Annotated in this window: 18 protein-coding genes; 14 read left to right on the top strand and 4 right to left on the bottom strand. The window is 69.6% G+C overall.

What is annotated here, in order from left to right:
• Nucleotides 1-17 precede the first annotated feature (17 nt).
• The 14 genes from FA743_RS10110 to FA743_RS10045 all read left to right on the top strand — a co-directional run bounded on the left by FA743_RS10110 (nucleotide 18) and on the right by FA743_RS10045 (nucleotide 14,577).
• Nucleotides 18-800: a DeoR/GlpR family DNA-binding transcription regulator gene (locus FA743_RS10110; protein ID WP_136885985.1), complete on the top strand. Its 783-nt coding sequence runs from the start codon at nucleotides 18-20 to the stop codon at nucleotides 798-800.
• Nucleotides 797-1,558, top strand: a complete 762-nt coding sequence (locus tag FA743_RS10105) for a triose-phosphate isomerase (protein ID WP_136885984.1) — start codon at nucleotides 797-799, stop codon at nucleotides 1,556-1,558. Before FA743_RS10110 ends, FA743_RS10105 begins: the two co-directional genes overlap by 4 nt.
• Entirely contained in the window at nucleotides 1,555-2,016 is a 462-nt protein-coding gene (gene derI / locus FA743_RS10100; protein WP_136885983.1) for a D-erythrulose-4-phosphate isomerase, read from the top strand. The genes FA743_RS10105 and derI overlap by 4 nt, the downstream gene beginning before the upstream one ends.
• Nucleotides 2,016-2,990, top strand: a complete 975-nt coding sequence (locus tag FA743_RS10095) for a class 1 fructose-bisphosphatase (RefSeq protein WP_136885982.1) — start codon at nucleotides 2,016-2,018, stop codon at nucleotides 2,988-2,990. The genes derI and FA743_RS10095 overlap by 1 nt, the downstream gene beginning before the upstream one ends.
• Before the next feature lie 6 nt (nucleotides 2,991-2,996).
• The gene (gene fba, locus FA743_RS10090; RefSeq protein WP_136885981.1) at nucleotides 2,997-4,037 is read left to right on the top strand and encodes a class II fructose-bisphosphate aldolase; all 1,041 of its coding nucleotides are present in this window, start codon (nucleotides 2,997-2,999) and stop codon (nucleotides 4,035-4,037) included.
• Nucleotides 4,038-4,218: 181 nt separating this feature from the next.
• On the top strand, nucleotides 4,219-4,923 hold the full coding sequence (locus FA743_RS10085) for a gamma-glutamylcyclotransferase (RefSeq protein WP_136885980.1): 705 nt from the start codon (nucleotides 4,219-4,221) through the stop codon (nucleotides 4,921-4,923).
• 95 nt (nucleotides 4,924-5,018) lie between these two features.
• Entirely contained in the window at nucleotides 5,019-5,672 is a 654-nt protein-coding gene (locus FA743_RS10080; RefSeq protein WP_136885979.1) for a GNAT family N-acetyltransferase, read from the top strand.
• A 223-nt stretch (nucleotides 5,673-5,895) separates the two neighbouring features.
• Entirely contained in the window at nucleotides 5,896-7,491 is a 1,596-nt protein-coding gene (gene glpD / locus FA743_RS10075) for a glycerol-3-phosphate dehydrogenase (RefSeq protein WP_136885978.1), read from the top strand.
• A 21-nt stretch (nucleotides 7,492-7,512) separates the two neighbouring features.
• A complete protein-coding gene (gene glpK, locus FA743_RS10070; protein WP_136885977.1) occupies nucleotides 7,513-8,991 on the top strand; it encodes a glycerol kinase GlpK in 1,479 nt (492 codons plus the stop codon).
• 172 nt (nucleotides 8,992-9,163) lie between these two features.
• Nucleotides 9,164-10,762 (top strand): ABC transporter substrate-binding protein, encoded by a 1,599-nt coding sequence (locus FA743_RS10065; RefSeq protein ID WP_136885976.1) that lies wholly within the window; start codon nucleotides 9,164-9,166, stop codon nucleotides 10,760-10,762.
• A gap of 100 nt (nucleotides 10,763-10,862) precedes the next feature.
• Nucleotides 10,863-11,879, top strand: a complete 1,017-nt coding sequence (locus tag FA743_RS10060; RefSeq protein WP_425467181.1) for an ABC transporter permease — start codon at nucleotides 10,863-10,865, stop codon at nucleotides 11,877-11,879.
• Entirely contained in the window at nucleotides 11,876-12,820 is a 945-nt protein-coding gene (gene nikC / locus FA743_RS10055) for a nickel transporter permease (RefSeq protein ID WP_136885975.1), read from the top strand. The genes FA743_RS10060 and nikC overlap by 4 nt, the downstream gene beginning before the upstream one ends.
• Entirely contained in the window at nucleotides 12,817-13,731 is a 915-nt protein-coding gene (locus tag FA743_RS10050; protein ID WP_136885974.1) for an ABC transporter ATP-binding protein, read from the top strand. The genes nikC and FA743_RS10050 overlap by 4 nt, the downstream gene beginning before the upstream one ends.
• A 75-nt stretch (nucleotides 13,732-13,806) precedes the next feature.
• A complete protein-coding gene (locus tag FA743_RS10045; RefSeq protein ID WP_136885973.1) occupies nucleotides 13,807-14,577 on the top strand; it encodes an ABC transporter ATP-binding protein in 771 nt (256 codons plus the stop codon).
• Here the strand turns inward: FA743_RS10045 and FA743_RS10040 are convergent.
• From FA743_RS10040 to FA743_RS10025, 4 genes are read right to left on the bottom strand one after another with little or no spacing between them, the layout of a single operon-like run.
• Nucleotides 14,574-15,731 (bottom strand): glycosyltransferase, encoded by a 1,158-nt coding sequence (locus FA743_RS10040; protein WP_246054916.1) that lies wholly within the window; start codon nucleotides 15,729-15,731, stop codon nucleotides 14,574-14,576. The genes FA743_RS10045 and FA743_RS10040 overlap by 4 nt on opposite strands.
• A 2-nt stretch (nucleotides 15,732-15,733) precedes the next feature.
• On the bottom strand, nucleotides 15,734-16,711 hold the full coding sequence (locus FA743_RS10035) for a glycosyltransferase family 2 protein (protein ID WP_136885972.1): 978 nt from the start codon (nucleotides 16,709-16,711) through the stop codon (nucleotides 15,734-15,736).
• A complete protein-coding gene (locus FA743_RS10030; RefSeq protein WP_136885971.1) occupies nucleotides 16,708-17,862 on the bottom strand; it encodes a glycosyltransferase in 1,155 nt (384 codons plus the stop codon). Before FA743_RS10030 ends, FA743_RS10035 begins: the two co-directional genes overlap by 4 nt.
• A complete protein-coding gene (locus FA743_RS10025; RefSeq protein ID WP_169308839.1) occupies nucleotides 17,855-19,960 on the bottom strand; it encodes an HAD-IIB family hydrolase in 2,106 nt (701 codons plus the stop codon). Before FA743_RS10025 ends, FA743_RS10030 begins: the two co-directional genes overlap by 8 nt.
• Between the last annotated feature and the right edge of the window lie 40 nt (nucleotides 19,961-20,000).

Genomic DNA, 20,000 nt, shown 5'->3' with positions numbered 1-20,000 from the left:
ACAAAGGGGAGGAACCGGTGAAGCGCGAAGAACGCAGGCAGGCGATCATGGATCAGCTGGTCGCGGCGCGTGCCGTCGATCTTGACGATCTTGCGTTGCGCTTTGCTGTCAGTCGCATGACGATTCACCGCGATCTGGACGATCTGGAACAGGCGGGCCTGCTGCGCAAGGTCCGGGGCGGCGCCACGATCGAGGCGGGCACCCAGTTCGAAAGCGATTTCCGCATCCGAGAGCTGCAGGATGGCGAGGCCAAGGCCCGCATGGCCCGCGCCGCGCTGGACCTGGTCGAGCCGGGGATGACCGTGATGGTCAATGACGGCTCGATGGCGGCGCTCCTGGGCGCGCGGCTGACCGACCGGGCGCCCCTGACCGTCATCACCAACAACGCCGCCGTCATCGACCGGCTGAAGGACGCCCCCCGCGTCACGCTGATCGCGCTTGGCGGGATCTACAGCGCCAAGTTCAACGGCTTCTTCGGCATGGTGACCGAGGACGCGCTGGCCGGGCTGCGGGCGGATCTGGCCTTCATCTCGACCCCCGCCGTGGCCGGGCTGCAGGCCTTTCACATGGACGACGACGCGGTGCGCGCCAAGCGGGCCATGATGCAGGCGGCCGAGAAGAGCGTGCTGCTGGTCAACCATGCCCGCTTCGGGCGCAGCGCGCTGCACATGCTGGCCGACCTGACGGAATTCGATGCCATCATCACCGACGCGCCCCCCGCGCCCGAGGATCGCGCCGCGATCGACCGGGCGGGGATCGCGCTGACCATCGCCCCCGAGCCGAAGGAGCCCCTGACATGACCGACTTCTGGATCGGCACCAGTTGGAAGATGAACAAGACCCTGGCCGAGGCCCGCGCCTTTGCCGAAGGGCTGGCGGGTGCCCCGGGCGATCCGCGCATCCGGCGCTTCGTGATCCCGCCCTTCACCGCCTGCCGCGAGGTGGCCCAGATGCTGGCGGGCAGCGACGTCAAGGTCGGCGCGCAGAACATGCATTGGGACGACGCCGGCGCCTGGACCGGAGAGATCAGCCCGGTGATGCTGACCGATTGCGGCCTGGACATGGTCGAGCTGGGCCACAGCGAACGCCGCGAGCATTTCGGCGAGACGGACGAGACGGTGGGCCTGAAGACCGCCGCCGCCATCCGTCACGGCCTGATCCCGCTGATCTGCATCGGCGAGACCCTGGCGGAACGCGAGGCGGGCCGCGCGCAGGAGGTGCTGGAAACCCAGGTCCGCGGCGCATTGCAGCCGGTGGCCGGGTCCGACGCCCCGATCCTCCTGGCCTACGAGCCGGTCTGGGCCATCGGCGCCAACGGCATCCCGGCGACCTCGGATTATGCCGATGCGCGGCAGGCCGAGATCATCGCCGTCGCGCGGGACGTGCTGGGGCGGCGCATCCCCTGCCTCTATGGCGGGTCGGTTAATCCCGGCAATTGTGCCGAGCTGATCGCCTGCCCGCATGTGGACGGGCTGTTCATCGGACGCTCGGCCTGGGACGTGGCCGGCTATCTGGACATTCTGGCGCGCTGCGCCGCAACCATCGGAGATGACGCATGAGACTGGCAATTGCAGGCGACAGCGCGGGCGAAGGCCTGGCCAAGGTTCTGGCCGATCACCTGAAGGACCGCTTCGAGGTGTCCCAGATCAGCCGCACCGATGCGGGCCCCGACGCCTTCTATGCGGGCCTGTCGGACCGGGTGGCCTCGCAGGTCGTCGATGGCACCTATGACCGCGCGATCCTGGTCTGCGGCACCGGCATCGGGGTCTGCATCGCGGCCAACAAGGTGCCGGGCATCCGCGCCGCGCTGACGCATGACACCTATTCGGCGGAACGCGCCGCGCTGTCGAACAACGCCCAGATCATCACCATGGGCGCCCGCGTCATCGGGGCCGAGGTCGCCAAGACCATCGCCGATGCCTGGCTGGCCGAGACGATGAACTTCGACGCCGGCGGCAAGTCCGCCGGGAACGTGGACGCCATCGACGCGGTCGGTGCCAAGTATTCCAAGACCTGATGCTGCGCTTGCCCAATGACGGGGCCGCCACCGGCCCGCTGCTGGCCGAGGTGCTGGACGCCGGCGGCCCCTCGGCCATCGTGCGCGCCATCGCCGAGGCGCTGCCGCCGCTGGCCGCGCGTCTGGCGGCGGGGCGGCTGCATGGCGATCCCGAGGCGATCGTCGGCATCAATGACAGCGGCGACAAGCAGAAGGCGCTGGATGTCGCGGCGCATGACCACATGATCGCCGTGCTGCGCGACGCGGGCGTCCGGCAGGTCCTGTCGGAGGAGGCCGAAGAGGTCATCCTGCTGGACCCAGAGGGCGCCTTCGACGTGGCCATCGACCCGATCGACGGGTCGGGCAGCATCGGCATCGGCGCGCCCCTGGGGATGCTGTTCAGCGTCCTGCCCGCCGATCCGCGGGGCTTCCGGCGCCCGGGGCGGCATGTGGTGGCGGCGGGCTATGGCTCGTTCGGCCATTCGGTCGATTTCGGCTGGTCCACCGGCGCGGGCGTCCATGTGGCCACCTGGGACGCGCAGGTCTCGGCCTTCCGCGTCGCCCAGCAGGACCTGCGCCTGAGGCCCAGCTCGTCCACCATCGCCTACAACGCCTCGAACGAGCGGCACTGGCCGCCGGGGCTGCAGGCCTGGGCGCGCGATCTGAGGGCCGGGCGCGAGGGGCCGCGCGGGCGCGATTTCAACATGCGCTGGCTGGCCGCCGCCGTGGGCGAATTGCACCGCATCCTGCTGCAGGGCGGCGCGTTCATGTATCCTGCCGATGCCCGGCCCGGATATGCCCAGGGCCGCCTGCGGCTGATCTATGAAAGCGTGCCCATCGCCTTCCTGATCGAGCAGGCGGGCGGGCAAGCGACCGACGGCCACGGCCCGATCCTCGACCGCCAGCCCGACGGGCTGCACGACATGACCCCCCTGATCTTCGGCGCGACGGACGAGGTCGCCGCCATCCACCACGCCCTTGCCAGCAAAGGATAACGCCCCATGGCCATGATCACCCTCCGCCAGCTTCTGGATCACGCCGCCGAGCAGGGCTATGCCGTGCCCGCCTTCAACATCAACAACATGGAGCAGGGCCTTGCGGTGATGCAGGCCGCCGAAGCCACCCGCTCGCCAGTCATCCTGCAGGCCAGCCGGGGCGCGCGCGCCTATGCCAACGACCTGGTCCTGGCGGGGCTGATCGAGGGGCTGGCCCGCGCCTATCCCGACATCCCGATCTGCATGCATCTGGACCATGGCAACGGCATGGAGACCTGCGCGACCGCGATCCAGAACGGCTTCACCTCGGTGATGATGGATGGCAGCCTGAAGGCCGATGGCAAGACCCCCGCCGATTATGCCTACAATGCCGACATCACCCGCCGCGTGACCGAGATGGCCCATGCCTGCGGCGTGTCGGTCGAGGGAGAGCTGGGCGTGCTGGGCAGCCTGGAGACCGGCATGGGCGATCAGGAGGACGGCCACGGCGCCACCGAGAAGCTGGGCCATGACCAGCTCTTGACCGACCCCGCCGAGGCCGAGCAGTTCGTCAAGGATACCGGCGTGGACGCTCTGGCCATCGCGATGGGCACCAGCCACGGCGCCTACAAGTTCACCAGGAAGCCCGACGGCGCCATCCTGGCCATGCATGTGATCGAAGAGATCCACAAGCGCCTGCCCAACACCCATCTGGTGATGCACGGGTCCTCCTCGGTCCCCGAGGATCTGCAGGAGATCATCAACAGCCATGGCGGCGAGATCCGCCCGACCTGGGGCGTTCCGGTCGAGGAGATCCAGCGCGGCATCCGGTCCGGTGTGCGCAAGGTCAACATCGACACCGACAACCGGCTGGCGATGACGGCGGCGATCCGCAAGACGCTGACCGAGGATCCGTCCGAATTCGATCCGCGCAAGTATCTCAAGCCCGCGATGCAGATGATGGCGCAGGTCTGCAAGGACCGCTTCGAGGCCTTCGGCACCGCCGGTCAGGCCGACAAGCTGCGTCCCCTGCCGCTGTCGGTGATGGCGGGCCGCTACACCGCCTGATCCTGCGGACCGCGACATCGAAAGGCCGCCCGGGATCGATGCCGGGCGGCCTTTTGCCGTGCCGATCCCGGCGATCCCGGCGCGCCGAACGGGCAGCAGGGGCGGTTCCCACCCGTTGCCGCTTGACCCCGGCCGCGCGGGTGACCAGATCGGACCCGACCCCCGATCCCGCAGGACCCCCATGCCCCAGACCATCCCGCTTGTTCTGTCCGACGACCATGTCGCCCGCGTCGCCCCCGCCGAGGGGCTGATCCACGACCCCGCCTGGCGGCTGCTGGAAGAGGTCGATCTGGACGCGCTGGCGGACCGGCTGACGCAGGGGCGGCCCCGCCCGATCCCGATCTTCGCCTATGGCTCGCTGATCTGGAACCCCGGCTTCGAGGTCCAGGACCGCCGCCGCGCCACGGCCATCGGCTGGCATCGCGACTTCTCGCTCAGCCTCGACCATTTCCGCGGCACGCCCGAGCGGCCGGGGCTGATGCTGGCCCTGGCCTCGGGGGGCAGCTGCGAGGGGCTGGTGCTGGACATCGCCCCCGGAACGGAACGCGACTCGCTGCGCGCCATCCTGAAACGCGAGCTGGTCGCCCACGAGCTGGCCGCCAACGCCTGCTGGATCGAGGTCGAGACGGCGCGGGGCCGCGAGCAGGCGCTGACCTTCTATGCCGATCCGGTCGACACGCCGATGGCGCGGCTGACGCTGCCCCAGCAGGCGCAGAGGCTGGCGAGCGCGGCGGGGGCGGCGGGATCGGGCGCCGAATACCTGCTGCGCACCGCCCGGGGCCTGGCCGAGCTGGGCATCCACGACGCCTATATCTGGACGCTGCAGCGGCTCGTGGCCGAAGAGATCGACGCCGCGTCGCCTGCCGGGTGCCCGCCGCCGGATTGATCCTCAGCCCGCGCGCCGGGCGGTCCCGGAGGGGTGTTTACTTTGCGCCCCCGCCGGGCTTTGCTGGCCGCCGGCATCAAGGATGGGGGCGGCAGGTGGATCTGGCGGACTGGACCGGGGCCCCGCGCCCCCCATGCGCGGCGATCGAGGGACGCTATGTCCGGCTGGAGCCTCTGGGCCCGGACCACGCCGCGACCCTCTACGAGGCCGCGACCGCGCCGGGGCAGGACGATCGCTTCCGCTGGCTGTTCGAGACCCCTCCCGCAAGCCGGGACGAGTTCGACGACTGGATCGCCCGCGTCTCGGGCAGCGACGATCCGCTGGTTTTCGCTGTGATCGACCGTGCCACCGGGCGCGCCGAGGGGCGGCAGGCGCTGATGCGCATCGACACCGCGCATGGCGTGATCGAGATCGGCGGCATCATGTGGGGCCCGGCGCTGCAGCGCACCCGAATGGCGACCGAGGCGCTGTTTCTGACCGCCCGCCATGTCTTCGACCTGGGCTATCGGCGGCTCGAATGGAAATGCAATGCGCTGAACGCCCCCTCGATCCGTGCGGCCACGCGGTTCGGCTTCCGCCCCGAGGGGGTGTTCCGCCAGCACATGGTCGTCAAGGGCGCCAGCCGCGACACCGCCTGGTTCGCAATGACGGACGGGGACTGGGCGCGGCTGCGGCCCATCTATGAGGCCTGGCTGGACTCCGCCAATTTCGATGCGGCGGGGCGGCAGCGGGTGCCTCTGACGGTGTGAGGGCGGCGGGGAATGTTCGTTCCTGCGCGGTTTGGGGGCGGCGGCAGGCAGGATCTCCCCTGACGGAGGCCACCAGAGCACAGCGCAGAACCGCGATACTCGGCCGGCCGCCCCTGTCGGACCTCTCGCCATGGTCCGGATGTGAACAAAACCGAAGCCAAAACCCTTTCCTTTTGACGCGAATTCTGCCAGACAGGACGTCTCCAATCGAAGGAATGCGCGCGTGACGGAAGCAGACGGGACCGTGGATCTGTTCGTGATTGGCGGCGGCATCAATGGCTGCGGGATCGCCCGCGACGCCGCCGGGCGCGGAATGTCGGTGACCCTGGCCGAGATGGGCGATCTGGCGCAGGCGACCTCCAGCGCCTCGACCAAGCTGTTCCACGGGGGCCTGCGCTATCTGGAATATTTCGAGTTCCGGCTGGTCCGCGAGGCGCTGATCGAACGCGAGGTGCTGCTGCGCGCCATGCCCCATATCAGCTGGCCGATGCGCTTCGTGCTGCCCTGGCATCCCGACATGCGGTTCGAACAGGACACGCCGACCTCGAAGCTGCTGGGGATCGTGATGCCCTGGATGAAGGGCCGCCGTCCGTCCTGGCTGATCCGTCTGGGGCTGTTCCTTTACGATACCCTGGGCGGGCGCAAGATCCTGCCCGGCACGCGCACCCTGTCGCTGGAGGGCTCCCCCGAGGGCGCGCCCTTGCAGGAGCGGTTTCACCACGCGTATGAATATTCCGACTGCTGGGTCGAGGATTCGCGGCTGGTCGTGCTGAACGCCCGCGATGCCGAGGCGCGGGGCGCGACCGTGATGGTCGGCACCAAGGTCCTGTCCGCCGACCGCCACGCCGACCACTGGATCGTCACCACCCGCGACGCCCAAGGCGCCACGCGGCAGCACCGCGCCCGCATGCTGGTCAATGCCGCCGGCCCCTGGGTCGGAGAGATCATCCGCGGCACGCTGCGCCTGAACGCGACCGACGGGGTGCGGCTGGTGCGCGGCAGCCACATCGTGACGCGCAGGCTCTACGATCACGACAAGTGCTATTTCTTCCAGGGGACCGACGGGCGGATCATCTTCGCCATCCCCTACGAGACCGACTTCACGCTGATCGGCACCACGGACGCCGAACACGAGGACCCCTCCGTCAAGCCCGACTGCACGCCCGAGGAACGCGATTACCTGCTGAATTTCGCCAACCAGTATTTCCGCCGCCAGCTGACGGCGGAGGACGTGGTCTGGTCCTATTCCGGGGTCCGGCCCCTCTATGACGACGGCGCGCAAAGCGCCTCGGCGGCCACGCGCGACTATACACTGAAGCTGGACCGGACGGGCGGGGCGCCGGTGCTGAATGTCTTCGGGGGCAAGATCACCACCTATCGTCGGCTGGCGGAATCCGCGCTGCAGAAGATCGCGCCGGTCTTCCCAAGCCTGCCCGGGCCCTGGACGCGCGAGGCCTCGCTGCCCGGCGGGGATTTCCCGGTGGACGGGGTGGGTGCGCTGGTGGCGCGGCTGCAGGCGGATCATCCCTTCCTGACCGAGCGATGGGCGCTGCGCCTGGTGCGCGCCTATGGGACCGAAGCGGCGGCGATCCTGCAGGGCGCCCGGACCCCCGCCGATCTAGGCGCCGATTTCGGCGCCACGCTGACCGAGGCCGAGGTGATCTGGCTGATGGACCGCGAATATGCCCGCCGGGCCGAGGACGTGGTCTGGCGCCGCAGCAAGCTGGGCCTGCGTCTGGACGCGCCTCAGATCGCCGCGCTGGAGGACTGGATGGCCGCGCGGCAGGCACGGGAACCCGGACGCGCCGCCGCCTCTTGAGACCAACGGAGGAGCTTTCTCATGACCCATATCCTTGCCATCGACCAGGGCACGACCTCGTCCCGGGCGATCATCTTCGACGCCGACCTGCACCCCTGCGCCAGCGCGCAGGAGGAGTTTCCCCAGCATTTCCCCCGCCCGGGCTGGGTCGAACACGATCCGCGCGACCTGTGGTCCAGCACCGCCGCGACCTGCCGCGCGGCCATCGAGAAATGCGGCAATCCCCGGATCGAGGCCATCGGCATCACCAACCAGCGCGAGACGGTGGTGATCTGGGACCGCAGGACCGGCAAGCCCGTCCACAACGCCATCGTCTGGCAGGACCGCCGCACCGCCGAGTTCTGCCGTGAGCTGGAGGCCGGGGGCCATGCCGAGATGATCACCGCCCGCACCGGGCTGCTGGTCGATCCCTATTTCTCGGCCACCAAGGTCAAGTGGATCCTGGACCATGTGGAGGGTGCCCGGGACCGCGCCGAAGCCGGTGATCTGGCCTTCGGCACGGTGGACGCCTGGCTGATCTGGAACCTGACCGGCGGTAAGGTCCATGCGACCGATGCCACCAACGCCGCGCGCACGATGCTCTATGACATCCACAAGGGGCGCTGGTCGGCGACGATCTGCAAGCTGTTCGACATCCCCATGTCGATGCTGCCCGAGGTCAGGGATTGCGCGGATGATTTCGGCACCACGCGGCCCGACCTCTTCGGGCGTCCGATCCCGATCACCGGGGTGGCGGGCGACCAGCAGGCCGCCACCGTGGGGCAGGCCTGCTTCACGCCCGGCATGATCAAGTCGACCTATGGCACCGGCTGCTTCGCGCTTCTGAACACCGGGGACCAGCCCGTGGCCTCGACCAAGCGGCTTTTGACGACCATCGCCTATCAGCTGGACGGCAAGCCCACCTATGCGCTGGAGGGCTCGATCTTCATCGCGGGGGCGGTCGTGCAATGGCTGCGCGACGGGCTGAAGATCATCCGCCACGCCAAGGAAACCCAGCCCCTGGCGGAACGCGCCGATCCCGACCAGCAGGTGATCCTGGTTCCGGCCTTCACCGGCCTCGGGGCGCCCTATTGGTCGCCCGACAGCCGCGGGGCGATCTTTGGCCTGACCCGCAATTCGGGGCCCGAGGAGCTGGCCCGCGCGGCACTGGAAAGCGTGGGCTTCCAGACCCGCGACCTTCTGGAGGCGATGAAGGCCGATTGGGAACCCAAGGGCGAGACCGCCCTGCGCGTGGATGGTGGCATGAGCGCGTCCGATTACGCGATGCAGTTCCTCTCCGACATCCTGGGCGCCCCCGTCGACCGGCCCGCCGTGCTGGAGACGACGGCCTTGGGCGCTGCCTGGCTGGCGGGGCAGGGGCCGGGGATCTATCCCGATCAGGAAGGGTTCGCCAAGGACTGGGTGCTGGACCGCAGCTTCGCGCCCGACATGGAGGCGGCCGACCGCGACGCCCGCTATGACGCCTGGCTGCGGGCCGTCAAGGCGACCATGTCACTTTAGGTGCGGGACGCGTTGCCTTCGGAAACGGCGGTGGCGGGATAATGCCGTGCGCATCGGCCTGGACCCCAGGGCCATGCATCGCCCCCCTTGCAAGGGGCCGGGGCTTGGGCCAACCTGCAGATCGCGCAACTCCGCAGCAAGCGGAGGCCGTTCACCATCAGGGATCACCGACATGACATTCCACCTGACCTCGCGGGCCGTGCTGCTGGCCTCGGCCCTGGCCTTCGCCCCTGCGGCCTTTGCCGAGACGCCCGCCGACACGCTGGTCGTGGCCCACACGATCGACGACATCATCAGCCTGGACCCGGCGCAAAGCTTCGAGTTCTCGGGCAATGACGTGAACAACAACACCTATGACCGGCTGGTCGATTTCGACCCGCTGGACCCCGAGGCGGGCTTTCAGCCCAGCCTGGCGGTAAGCTGGGAGGTGTCCGAGGACGGGCTGTCGATCACCTTCACCCTGCGCGAGGACGTGACCTTCCATTCCGGCAATCCGGTCCGGGCCGAGGATGCCGCCTGGTCGCTGCAGCGCGCGGTCAAGCTGGACAAGACCCCGGCCTTCATCCTGACGCAGTTCGGCTTCACCGCCGACAATGTCGACCAGATGATCACCTCTGAGGGCAACACCCTGACCCTGACGATGGACAAGCCCTATGCGCCGTCCTTCGTGCTGAACTGCCTGACCGCCAACATCGCCAGCGTGGTCGACATGGAGACGGTCATGGCCAACGAGGCCGATGGCGATCTGGGCAACGGCTGGCTGAACACCAACGAGGCCGGGTCCGGCGCCTATGTGCTGGCCGCCTGGCGCCCCAACGAGCAGGTGCAGCTGACCGCCTATGAGGACTACTGGCAGGGCGCGCCCACGATGAAGCGCGTGATCGTGCGCAACGTCGCCGAATCCAGCGCGCAGCGGCTGCTGCTGGAACAGGGCGACATCGACGTGGCCCGCAACCTGACGCCCACGGATGTCGAATCCATCGCCTCGGTCGAGGGGGTGACGATCCAGGACGAACCGCGCGGCCGCATCCTCTACATGGGCCTGAACCAGAAGGACGAGCTGCTGTCGAACCCCGCCGTGGTCGAGGCGATGAAGCATCTGGTCGATTACGAGGGCATCACGAACAGCTTCCTCAAGGGCCAGTTCGTCACTCATCAAAGCTTCCTGCCGCGCGGCTATCTGGGCGCGCTGGACGAGACGCCCTGGACCTATGACATCGAGAAGGCCCGCCAGATCCTGACCGATGCGGGGATCGAGGGCGGCACGATCACCACCCGCGTGCGCGACCTGCGCGAATATATCGACGTGGCGCAGACCCTGCAGGCCGCGATGGGCCAGGTCGGCCTGACACTGGAGATCGAGCAGATGACCGGCGCGCAGGTGCTGGACGCCTATCGCGCCCGCGAGGTGCCGATCTTCCTGGGCGAGTGGGGCCCGGATTACTCCGACCCCAACACCAATGCCGCGACCTTCGCCTACAATCCCGACAACAGTGACGAGGCCGCCGCCGTGGGCCTTCTGGCCTGGCGCAACGCCTATGAGGTGCCCGCCGAGATGAACGAGGCCACCGTGGCCGCGACCCTGGAACAGGACACCGACACCCGCGCCGCGATGTATCAGGACATCCAGCGCCAGTATCAGGCCGAGGCGCCCATCGTGCCGCTGTTCCAGCGCATCGAGCAGGTCGGCATGGGCGACGGCGTCCAGAACTGGTGGAGCGGCGGGGCGATCAGCTCGGTCATGTACCGCCAGGTGACGAAGGGCGAATAACCCCGTGTCCGCGACCGACATCACCGGCACCGGGGGACCGCCGTCCCCCGGTGCGACCCCTCCGGGCCGGGGCCGACCCGATCTGGCGGGCCGCCGCGCCCTGCGCCGCCGCCGCGCCCGCAGCGTGGCGGGCACGATCCTGTCGCTGGCGCTGACGCTCTTGGGTCTGCTGCTGGTGACCTTCATCATCGGTCGCGTCATGCCGATCGACCCGGTGCTGAAGGTGGTGGGCGACCGCGCGACGCAGGCGCAATACGACGCCGCCTATATCGCCATGGGGCTGGACCAGCCGCTGGTGGTGCAGTTCCTGACCTATATCGGCGACGTGCTGCAGGGCGATTTCGGGCGCTCGATCTCGACCGGGCAGCCGGTCAGCGCCGACATCGCCCGCGTCTTCCCCGCCACGCTGGAGCTGGCGACGCTCGGCACGCTGATCGGGGTGGTGATCGGCGTGCCCCTGGGCGTGATCGCCGCCGCCCGCCGGGGCGGGATCATCGACCAGGTCGCCCGCGTGGTGGCGCTGGTGGGCTATTCCATGCCGATCTTCTGGCTGGGGCTGATGGGCCTCCTGATCTTCTACGGCATGCTGGGATGGGTCGGCGGCCCGGGGCGTCAGGGGATCCTCTATGACGGGATGGTCCCCAATGTCACCGGGATGGTGCTGGTCGACAGCCTGATCGCCGGGGACTGGCCCGCCTTCCAGGACGCCTTCAGCCACATCATCCTGCCGGCCAGCCTTCTGGGCTATTACAGCTTGGCCTATATCAGCCGGATGACCCGCAGCTTCATGCTGGAGCAGCTGTCCCAGGAATACATCACCACCGCCCGCGTGAAGGGCCTGTCCGAACGCGCGGTGATCTGGCGCCATGCCTTGGGCAACATCGCCATCCCGCTGGTCACGGTCATCGCGCTGTCCTTCGGCTCCCTGCTCGAGGGCTCGGTCCTGACCGAGATCATCTTCAGCTGGCCGGGCCTGGGCAGCTACATCACCCGCGGCCTGCTGTCGGGCGACATGAACGCGGTGCTGGGCGGCACGGTCGTCGTCGGCGCCTGCTTCGTGGTGCTGAACCTGCTCAGCGACATCCTGTATCGCTTCCTTGACCCGAGGTCGACATGACCGCCGCCCCGACCTCCCCCGACAGCCCCCAGACCCGCCCTCGGACCCGGCGCGACTGGCTGCTGTCGGATGCGCCGCAGACCCGGCGCCAGGCGCGGCTTGGCGCGATCTATCAGGGCTGGCTGACCTTCCGCGCCAACAAGCTGGCGATGCTGGGGCTGGTCATCCTGGTCCTTCTGATCGGCATGGCGATCCTGGCGCCCTGGATCGCGCCGCAAAGCCCCTATGCCCAGAACCTGGCCGACCGGCTGCAGCCGCCCTCGGCCGCGCATTGGCTGGGCACCGACGCCTTGGGCCGGGACATCCTGTCCCGCCTGATCCACGGCTCGCGCATCACGCTGTTCATCGTGGGCACGGTGGCGCTGATCGCGCCGATCATCGGGCTGTTCATCGGCACCGTCGCGGGCTTTGCCGGGGGCTGGGTCGATCAGGTGCTGATGCGCATCACCGACATCTTCCTGGCCTTCCCCAAGCTGATCCTGGCGCTGGCCTTCGTCGCAGCCCTCGGGCCCAGCATCGGCAACGCGGTCCTGGCGCTGGCCCTGACCGCCTGGCCGCCCTATGCCCGCCTCGCCCGGGCCGAGACGCTGACCATCCGCAATGCCGATTTCATCGCCGCCGCCCGGCTGCAGGGCGCGGGCCGCCTGCGCCTGCTCATCGGCCATATCTGGCCCCTCTGCGTCAGTTCCCTGATCGTGCGGGTGGCGCTGGACATGGCGGGCATCATCCTGTCGGCGGCAGGCCTGGGATTCCTGGGCCTCGGCGCGCAGCCGCCCCTGCCGGAATGGGGGGCGATGATCTCGGACGGGCGGGCCTATATCCTCGATTTCTGGTGGGTGGCGGCGATGCCGGGACTGGCGATCTTCACCGTCTCGATGGCCTTCAACCTGCTGGGCGACGGCTTGCGCGACGTGCTGGACCCCAAGGGGGACAAGTCATGACCCAAGACGCCCCTCTCCTGTCCGTGCGCGACCTGCGGGTGAGCTTCCCCACGCGGCAGGGCAGCTTTCAGGCCGTGCGCGGCGTCAGCTTCGATCTGGGCCGGGAACGGCTGGGCGTGGTGGGCGAAAGCGGCTCGGGCAAGTCGATGACCGGCCGCGCCATCCTGGGCCTGATCCGCCCGCCGGGCCGGATCGAGGCCGCGTCGATGACGCTGGAGGGCCGCTCCATCCTGGACCTGCCCGAGCGCCAGATGCGCAAGATCCGCGGCGGGCGCATCAGCATGGTCATGCAGGACCCCAAGTTCAGCCTGAACCCGGTCATGACCGTCGGCCGCCAGATCATCGAGGCCTACCGCCTGCACGCCGCCGCCCCCCGCGATCAGGCCCGCCGGAAGGCACTCGAGATGCTCGAGGCGGTGCAGATCCGCGACCCCGAGCGGGTCATGGACGCCTATCCGCACGAGGTCTCGGGCGGCATGGGCCAGCGCATCATGATCGCGATGATGCTGGCACCTGGCCCGCAGATCCTGATCGCGGACGAGCCGACCAGCGCGCTGGACGTGTCGGTCCGGACCGAGGTCCTGCACATCATGGACCGGCTGGTCCGCGACCGGGGGATGGGGCTGATCTTCATCAGCCACGACCTGAACCTGGTGGCGCAGTTCTGCGACCGGGTGCTGATCATGTATGCGGGCCGCATCGTGGAAACGCTGCCCGCCCGCGACCTGCACCAGGCCCGCCACCCCTACACGCGCGGCCTGCTGAACAGTCTGCCGCGTCTCGACGCGCCAGTGTCCCGCCTGCCGGTCCTCGCCCGCCAGGACAGCTGGCGCGACGACGATACTTTGTCGCCAAGCGACGGCGACCCCCTCTCGCCCCGCGCCGACACCGCGCTGCCCGGAGGGCTCTGACATGCACATTCATCTTGGCGCAAATATCCCGCGGGGGTGCGGGGGCGCGAAGCCCCCGCTCCGACGGCCCCGCCCATGCTGAGCGTGTCGGATCTGAACGTCTGGTTCGGCCAGATCCCCGACCGCGTGGACGCCGTGCGCGGCGCGGGGTTCCAGGTGGCCCCGGGAGAAAGCTTCGGCCTGGTGGGCGAAAGCGGCTCGGGCAAGTCGACCGTCCTGCGCGCCATCGCCGGGCTGATCCCCACCTGGTCGGGGTCGATCCGCGTGGACGGGGCCGACCTGCGCGAGGGTCGCCGCGACCGGGCCTTCTTCAAGACCGTGCAGATGGTCTTTCAGGACCCCTATGCCAGCCTGCATCCGCGCCATTCCGTCGATGCCGTCCTGGCCGAGACGCTGCGCCTGCAGGGCATGGACCGGATCGACCAGCGCATCGTGCGGCTGCTGGACGATGTGGGGCTGGGGCAGAGCTTCCGCTTCCGCTATCCCCACCAGCTGTCGGGGGGCCAGCGCCAGCGCGTGGCCATCGCCCGGGCGCTGGCCGCCGAGCCGCGCCTGCTGCTGCTGGACGAACCCACCAGCGCGCTAGATGTCAGCGTGCAGGCCGAGATCCTGAACCTGCTGGCCGACCTGCGGGCCGAACACAAGCTGACCTATCTGATGGTCAGCCATGACCTGTCGGTGATCGGGCATATGTGCGACCGGCTGGCGGTCATGCAGCAGGGCCGCATCGTCGAGATCCTGCCGGTCGCGGACCTGCGGGCCGGCCGCAGCACCGCGCCCTATACGGCGCAACTGATGGCCGCCTCGGAAGGCTACCGCGCCTTGGAGGCAGCCCCCGCTCCCTAGATCGCCTGCGAAAGATCAGACCGGTCCCATGCGGCGACCAGCCTCTGCGGCAGCTCGATCTCGGGGAAGCGGACGGGGTCGTGCCCGGGATCCCGCGCGGCCAGCGCACCGGCATAGAGCGCCTCATAACCTTCGATCATCCGCTCCAGCGTGAAGAGCCGCTCGACCCGGCGACGGGCGCGCGCGCGGGGGATGGTCAGCGCCTCCTGCAAAGCCCGGTCCAGATCGGACCCGTCGGCCTTCGCATAGGCGCCGGCATCGCCCACGACCTCGCGTACCGCGCCCATCTCGATCGCCGCGACCGGGGTGCCGCAGGCCATCGCCTCGATGGCCGACAGCCCGAAGGGCTCGTCCCATTGCGGGGTGAACAGCAGGACCGAGGCCCGACCGTATTCCCCCGCCAGATCGGACCCGGCCAGATGCCCGCCATGGCGGATGCGGGGGCCAAGCGCGGGACGCACCAGCGCCTCGTAATATCCCGAATCCTCGATGCTGCCGAAGATGGTCAGGGGAATGCCCGCCCGAAGGGCGGCGGCGATGGCCAGATGCGTGCCCTTGTTGGGGGTGATGCGCCCGGCCCAGACCGCCTCGCCATTGCCCGTGGCGCTGAAGGGCCAATCGGCGGGATCGATTCCGTTGGGCACCACATGCGCGTCCCGCGCCACCCCGCCCGGCCAATAGGCATCCAGATGCCGGCGCGAGCATCCCGTCACCGGATGCCACGGCGCCACGCTGTCGCGCACCGCACGGGCCAGCGCGTCGAAGGGCGGCACATGCAGCGAGGTGACCATCGGCAGTCCCACGCTGCGCGCCAGCCGCGGCGGATAGCGGTGCAGCGTGTTGTTGTGGACGATGTCGAAGCCCTCGTCCCGCAGCCGGGCCAGCGCCTCGGCATGGCTCAGGTCCAGATGGTCGTTCAGCACCTTGGTGCCGTGGAAATCATGCCAGGGATAGGCGCTGTCGTAATGCTGCCGCATCAGCGGCAGGACCGGCACCCCCACGCGGCTGTCGCCCGCAGCGACCAGCGTCACCTTATGGCCGCGCGCCTGCAGGGCATGGGCCAGGTGATGGGCATGGACCTCCATCCCGCCCATGAAGGGGGGCGAGATCGGATGGCGGCAATGCGCCATCACGGCAATCCTCAACAGGCGCATCGCTATCCTGCTGCGGGCATCAGAAGGCTGTCCTGCGCCCGGCGCAGCTCGGCCAGCCGGTCGGGGGCAGAGCGGCGGTCGGCCTGAACCTGATGCAGATGGTCGATCACCCGGCGCGAATTGGCATAGGGCATGTGCCCCTCCTGCGCGCAGAGGGCGATGTCGGCGCTGTCAGGCTCGCGCAGCACCTCCAGCCCCGAGGGCGTGTTCCGGATCAGCCCCATCAGCTGGAAGGCATAGAGCCAGTGCTCCATCGTCCGGTGGCCCCATTTGCTGGCGAAGACCTCGGTGTTGCGCAGGACGGAATGCAGGTGATGGACGGGGGGCATGCAATGGGGATGGTACTGGTGATAGACGCGCCCCCCCTTGATCCACCAGATCGGGATGCCCGCGTCCGACAGAGCGCGGCCGAAATCGGTGTCCTCGCCGCCATAGCCGGTGAAGCGTTCGTCGAAGCGGGGCCCTGCCTGCCAGTCCGCGCGGTGCAGGGCGAAGTTCAGCGACCAGAAGCAGCGGTAGTCGGGGCAGGCCTCCAGCCCCGCGGCCGGCGGGCCCTGACGGTCCGAATGGCGCACGGCCGTTTCCGCGAAACGGTCGAAATCCAGCCCTCCCTGCGTGGCGCCCTCGGGCAGGTACAGGACCTCGCCCATGAAGAGGCCCGTCTGCCCCTCCATGCAGGCCAGATAGCCCGCGATGAAGTCGGGATCGGGCATGCAGTCCACATCGACGAAGACCAGCACCTCGCCCGTCGCGGCGTCGGCCACGGCATTGCGCGCGGCGGCCAGCCGCAATTCGGGGCCGGTGATGCGGATCTGGCGGATGGGGAAATCGGTGGCGGGCAGGTCGGTGTAATCGCTGTCCTGCATGACGCCGATGATCAGCTCGACCGGGGGATGGGTCTGGGCCTGAAAGCCGCGGATGACATTTCTCAGATGCGCCTCGCGGCCCGAGGCGATGGTCAGGGCCGAAACAGTCGTCATGCATGTGCTCCTTGCACGGGATGGAGGGAGAGGGGCTCCGCGCCCCACAGATCGTCCGAAAGCCTCTCCAACCAGCGCGCCGCTGCGGCGGCCGGATCGGCCGAGATCAGCCGCGCCTGCCGGGCCGGATCGTGGCGGGCCATGGCTTGTGTCACTGCCGCCCGCCAGGACTGCGCGCTGGAAGGCAGATGCGGCAAATGCAGCGCCGCGCCCGCGCGGTCCAGGGCCTCGGCCTTCAGGCGCTGCTCGTCGAAATAGCGCCATTCGGGCACCACGATCCACGGGCGGCCCGCCGTCAGCACCTGCGCGCAGGTCGTGTTGCCGGTGGACGAGATCACCAGATCGGCGGCGGCCACGTGAGTCTCGGGGTCGTCGACCCAGCCCTTGGAGGTCAGGTTGCGCCCTTCGGTCGCGTGCCATTCCTCCTGCAGCTTGCCGATGGTCAGCCAGGTCCAGCCGGGAAAGGCCCGCGCCGCGACGCCCAAAGGCGCCTGCGAGAACCCGGTGCCGCCCGCGCCCGACAGGACCAGCGCCACGGGGCGGTCGTGGTCCAGGCCAAGCGCGTGCCGGGCGGCGGTGCGGTCGCCCGAGGGGCCTGCCGTCACGCCCAGACCGGGGGCGAAGTGGATCTTGTGTGCGAAGGCTTGCCAGTCGGGCTGCGCCAGCTCGGCGGCGAAGGGGGCCAGCAGGCCCGCCGCACCGGCATAGGCCGCCTGATGGCCGGCATCGTCGCGGGCGCCGTGCTGCAGGATCTTGACATGCGGGACCGAGCAGATGCGCGCTAGCTGCGCGATCTCGGCACTGACATCGCAGATCATCAGGGCCGGATCGGCGCTGGCGAACCATGCGGCCATCGTGCCCATCGCCTGACGGATGCCGGGCCAGCCCAGGGGCGCGCAATGCAGCGTCTCAGGCGTCTCGATCTGGTCCATGTCCGTCTCGGCCCCGCCACGCTCGAACAGCGAGGGGATGCGCAGGATCTCCACATGGCCGGGCAGGGCCGGAAAGATGTCGTCGCGGGCGCAGAAGATCGTCACGGGCCGGTCGGCGGGCAGGGCGGCCAGCAGGGCGGCGCAGCGCTCGGCATGGCCCCGGCCCTGATGGTGGACGAAATAGCCGAAGGGACGGCGCGGCAGGGGAATGTCACGCATGGGCGGGCTTCGCCGCCTTGGCGGCATTGCTGCGCGCCAGACGCGGGGCCGGGGTCTGCGCGGGCGCGCGGGGGCGCACCGGCGCCCCGAGGCCAAGCCGCGTCAGCCCGTCGATCACCCCCGCCGCATGGGCACAGGGGCTGCGATAGATGCCGGGGCCGCGCAGATGGTCCAGCTCGGCATAGGCATTGGCGGGCAGGATCGCGGCGCCGCTGACGGCCAGCATGTCGGCATCGTTGCCGCTGTCGCCCGCCGTGATGCAGTGGCTAAGGTCCAGCCCCCACCGCTCGGCCTCGAAGCGCAGGGCGGCAGCCTTGCCGGCGCGGGGCGGCAGGATGTCGATGAACTGCCCGTGCGAGGCGATGACGCGGGCGCCCAGGCCCCGCTGCGCCAGATCGCGGCGCAGATCGTCGGCCAGATCGGCGGTCCCGAACAAAGACAGCTTCCAGCGGCGCTGCTCGTATCCCGGCTGCCAGTGCGGATCGTGCTCGGCCAGCAGGGCGGCCACCGCCGCGCGGTCCCACTCGCCGTCAAGATGGCGGGCGTAATCGGCGCAGCGCGCCAGCCGCCCGTCCGGGGACCAGCGCCAGATCTCGCTGCCGACCGAGGTGATGAACAGGTCCGGGCGCGGCAGCTGCCAGTCGTCCAGCACGCGGCGCGCCTGAGAGACGGCTCGCCCGGTGGCGACCGCGAACATCAGCGTCTCGGACCGGGCGGCGTGCCAGTCGCCGAAGCGCAGCGCCGCCGCATAGCTGCCGGTCAGCGTGCCGTCGATGTCGCTGGCCAGGATCCGCCGCACGATCCGGCGGGGCCGCGACGCCGGCTGGCCGAGTGTGCGGCACAGCGCGACCGAGCGCTCGGCCCAGTCCCCCCAGTCGAAGACCGCCAGCGCGCGTACCTGCGCCATGCGGACCCGGGCGGCGCGGTCGGGATCGTCCATCAGCCCAAGGCAGGCGGCGGCGATCTGCGCGGGGTCCTGCGGATCGACCAGCGCACCGTGGCCCAGCTGCGCCAGGATGTCGACCGGCCCACCGTTCCGCGTGGCCACCACCGGCACGCCGGCCTGCGCGGCCTCGATCAGGGTCAGGCCGAAGGGCTCGTGAAAGGCCGGGTTCACGAAGACCCCGCCCCGGGCGGCCCGGTCATACAGCGCTCGCAGCTGCTCGGCATCGTGGCGCGGTGGCAGGGCGACCTTGCCCCACAGCCCGTGCCGGTCGACGCAATCGAACAGACCGCGCAGCACCTCGTCCTGTTCGGCGGGTCCCCGCGCGATGCCGTCGCGCAGCCCGGCCAGGATCACCAGATTGGCGCGGGCCTGCAAAGCGGGGGAGGCGGCATAGGCCTCGACCAGGCCGATCAGGTTCTTCTTGCGGACCGGGCGCGCCACGGCCAGCAGGATCGGCAGGGACGGATCGCGCAGGAAGGGCGCTAGCAGTCCGTCAGCCGCCGAGGCATCCGATAGCGGCGCCAGATCGACCCCCGGCGCCAGGCAATGACTGCGCCCCTCGGCATCCGCGCCATAGGGCAAAAGCTGCCGTTCTGCCTCGTCCCGCGACGAGACGATGATCGCGCCCGCCCCTGCGATGGCGGCGCGTTCGAAGGCGATGCGGGTCTGCAAAGCGGGCAGATGTGCGGCATCAGGGCCCTTCTGCAGGGCCAGCGAATGGGGCGTGTAGATCCAGCGGATGCCGAACTCGGCCTCGGCGGCCTGGGCCAGACGCGCGGCATCGGCGAAATGCGCATGGATCACGTCGGGGCGGTGGGGCATGTCCCGCAACAGGTCCAGAAAGGCCTGCGTCAGGGCGGGCAGCTCGGCCTCCAGCGCCTCCTTGCTCAGATAGCCGGCATTGGCGGTGCGCAGGCGCAGGATGCGGCAGTTGGGCGAGACCTGCTCCGATGTCCGGTCGTGAACCTCGTTCAGTCCCGGCGCCCGGAAGGCGCGGGTGACGATGTCGACCGCATGGACGTCGTCCAGCCGCGCCTGCGCCATGGCGGCGCCCAGAATGTAGGCGATGTGACCGCCGGTGTCTTCCGTGATGCCATAGCTGACCGGCGGCGCCTTGAGGCACCCGCCAAGGGCGACGTGAAGGATGTGCATGAATGGCCTTTCGGCGGGAAAAAGAGGCCGCGTGCGACAC

Source organism: Paracoccus gahaiensis, from assembly GCF_005048225.1.
Taxonomy (GTDB): domain Bacteria; phylum Pseudomonadota; class Alphaproteobacteria; order Rhodobacterales; family Rhodobacteraceae; genus Paracoccus; species Paracoccus gahaiensis.
Note: the sequence above shows the minus strand (reverse complement) of the source record. Positions and strands in the feature narration are given on the sequence as shown.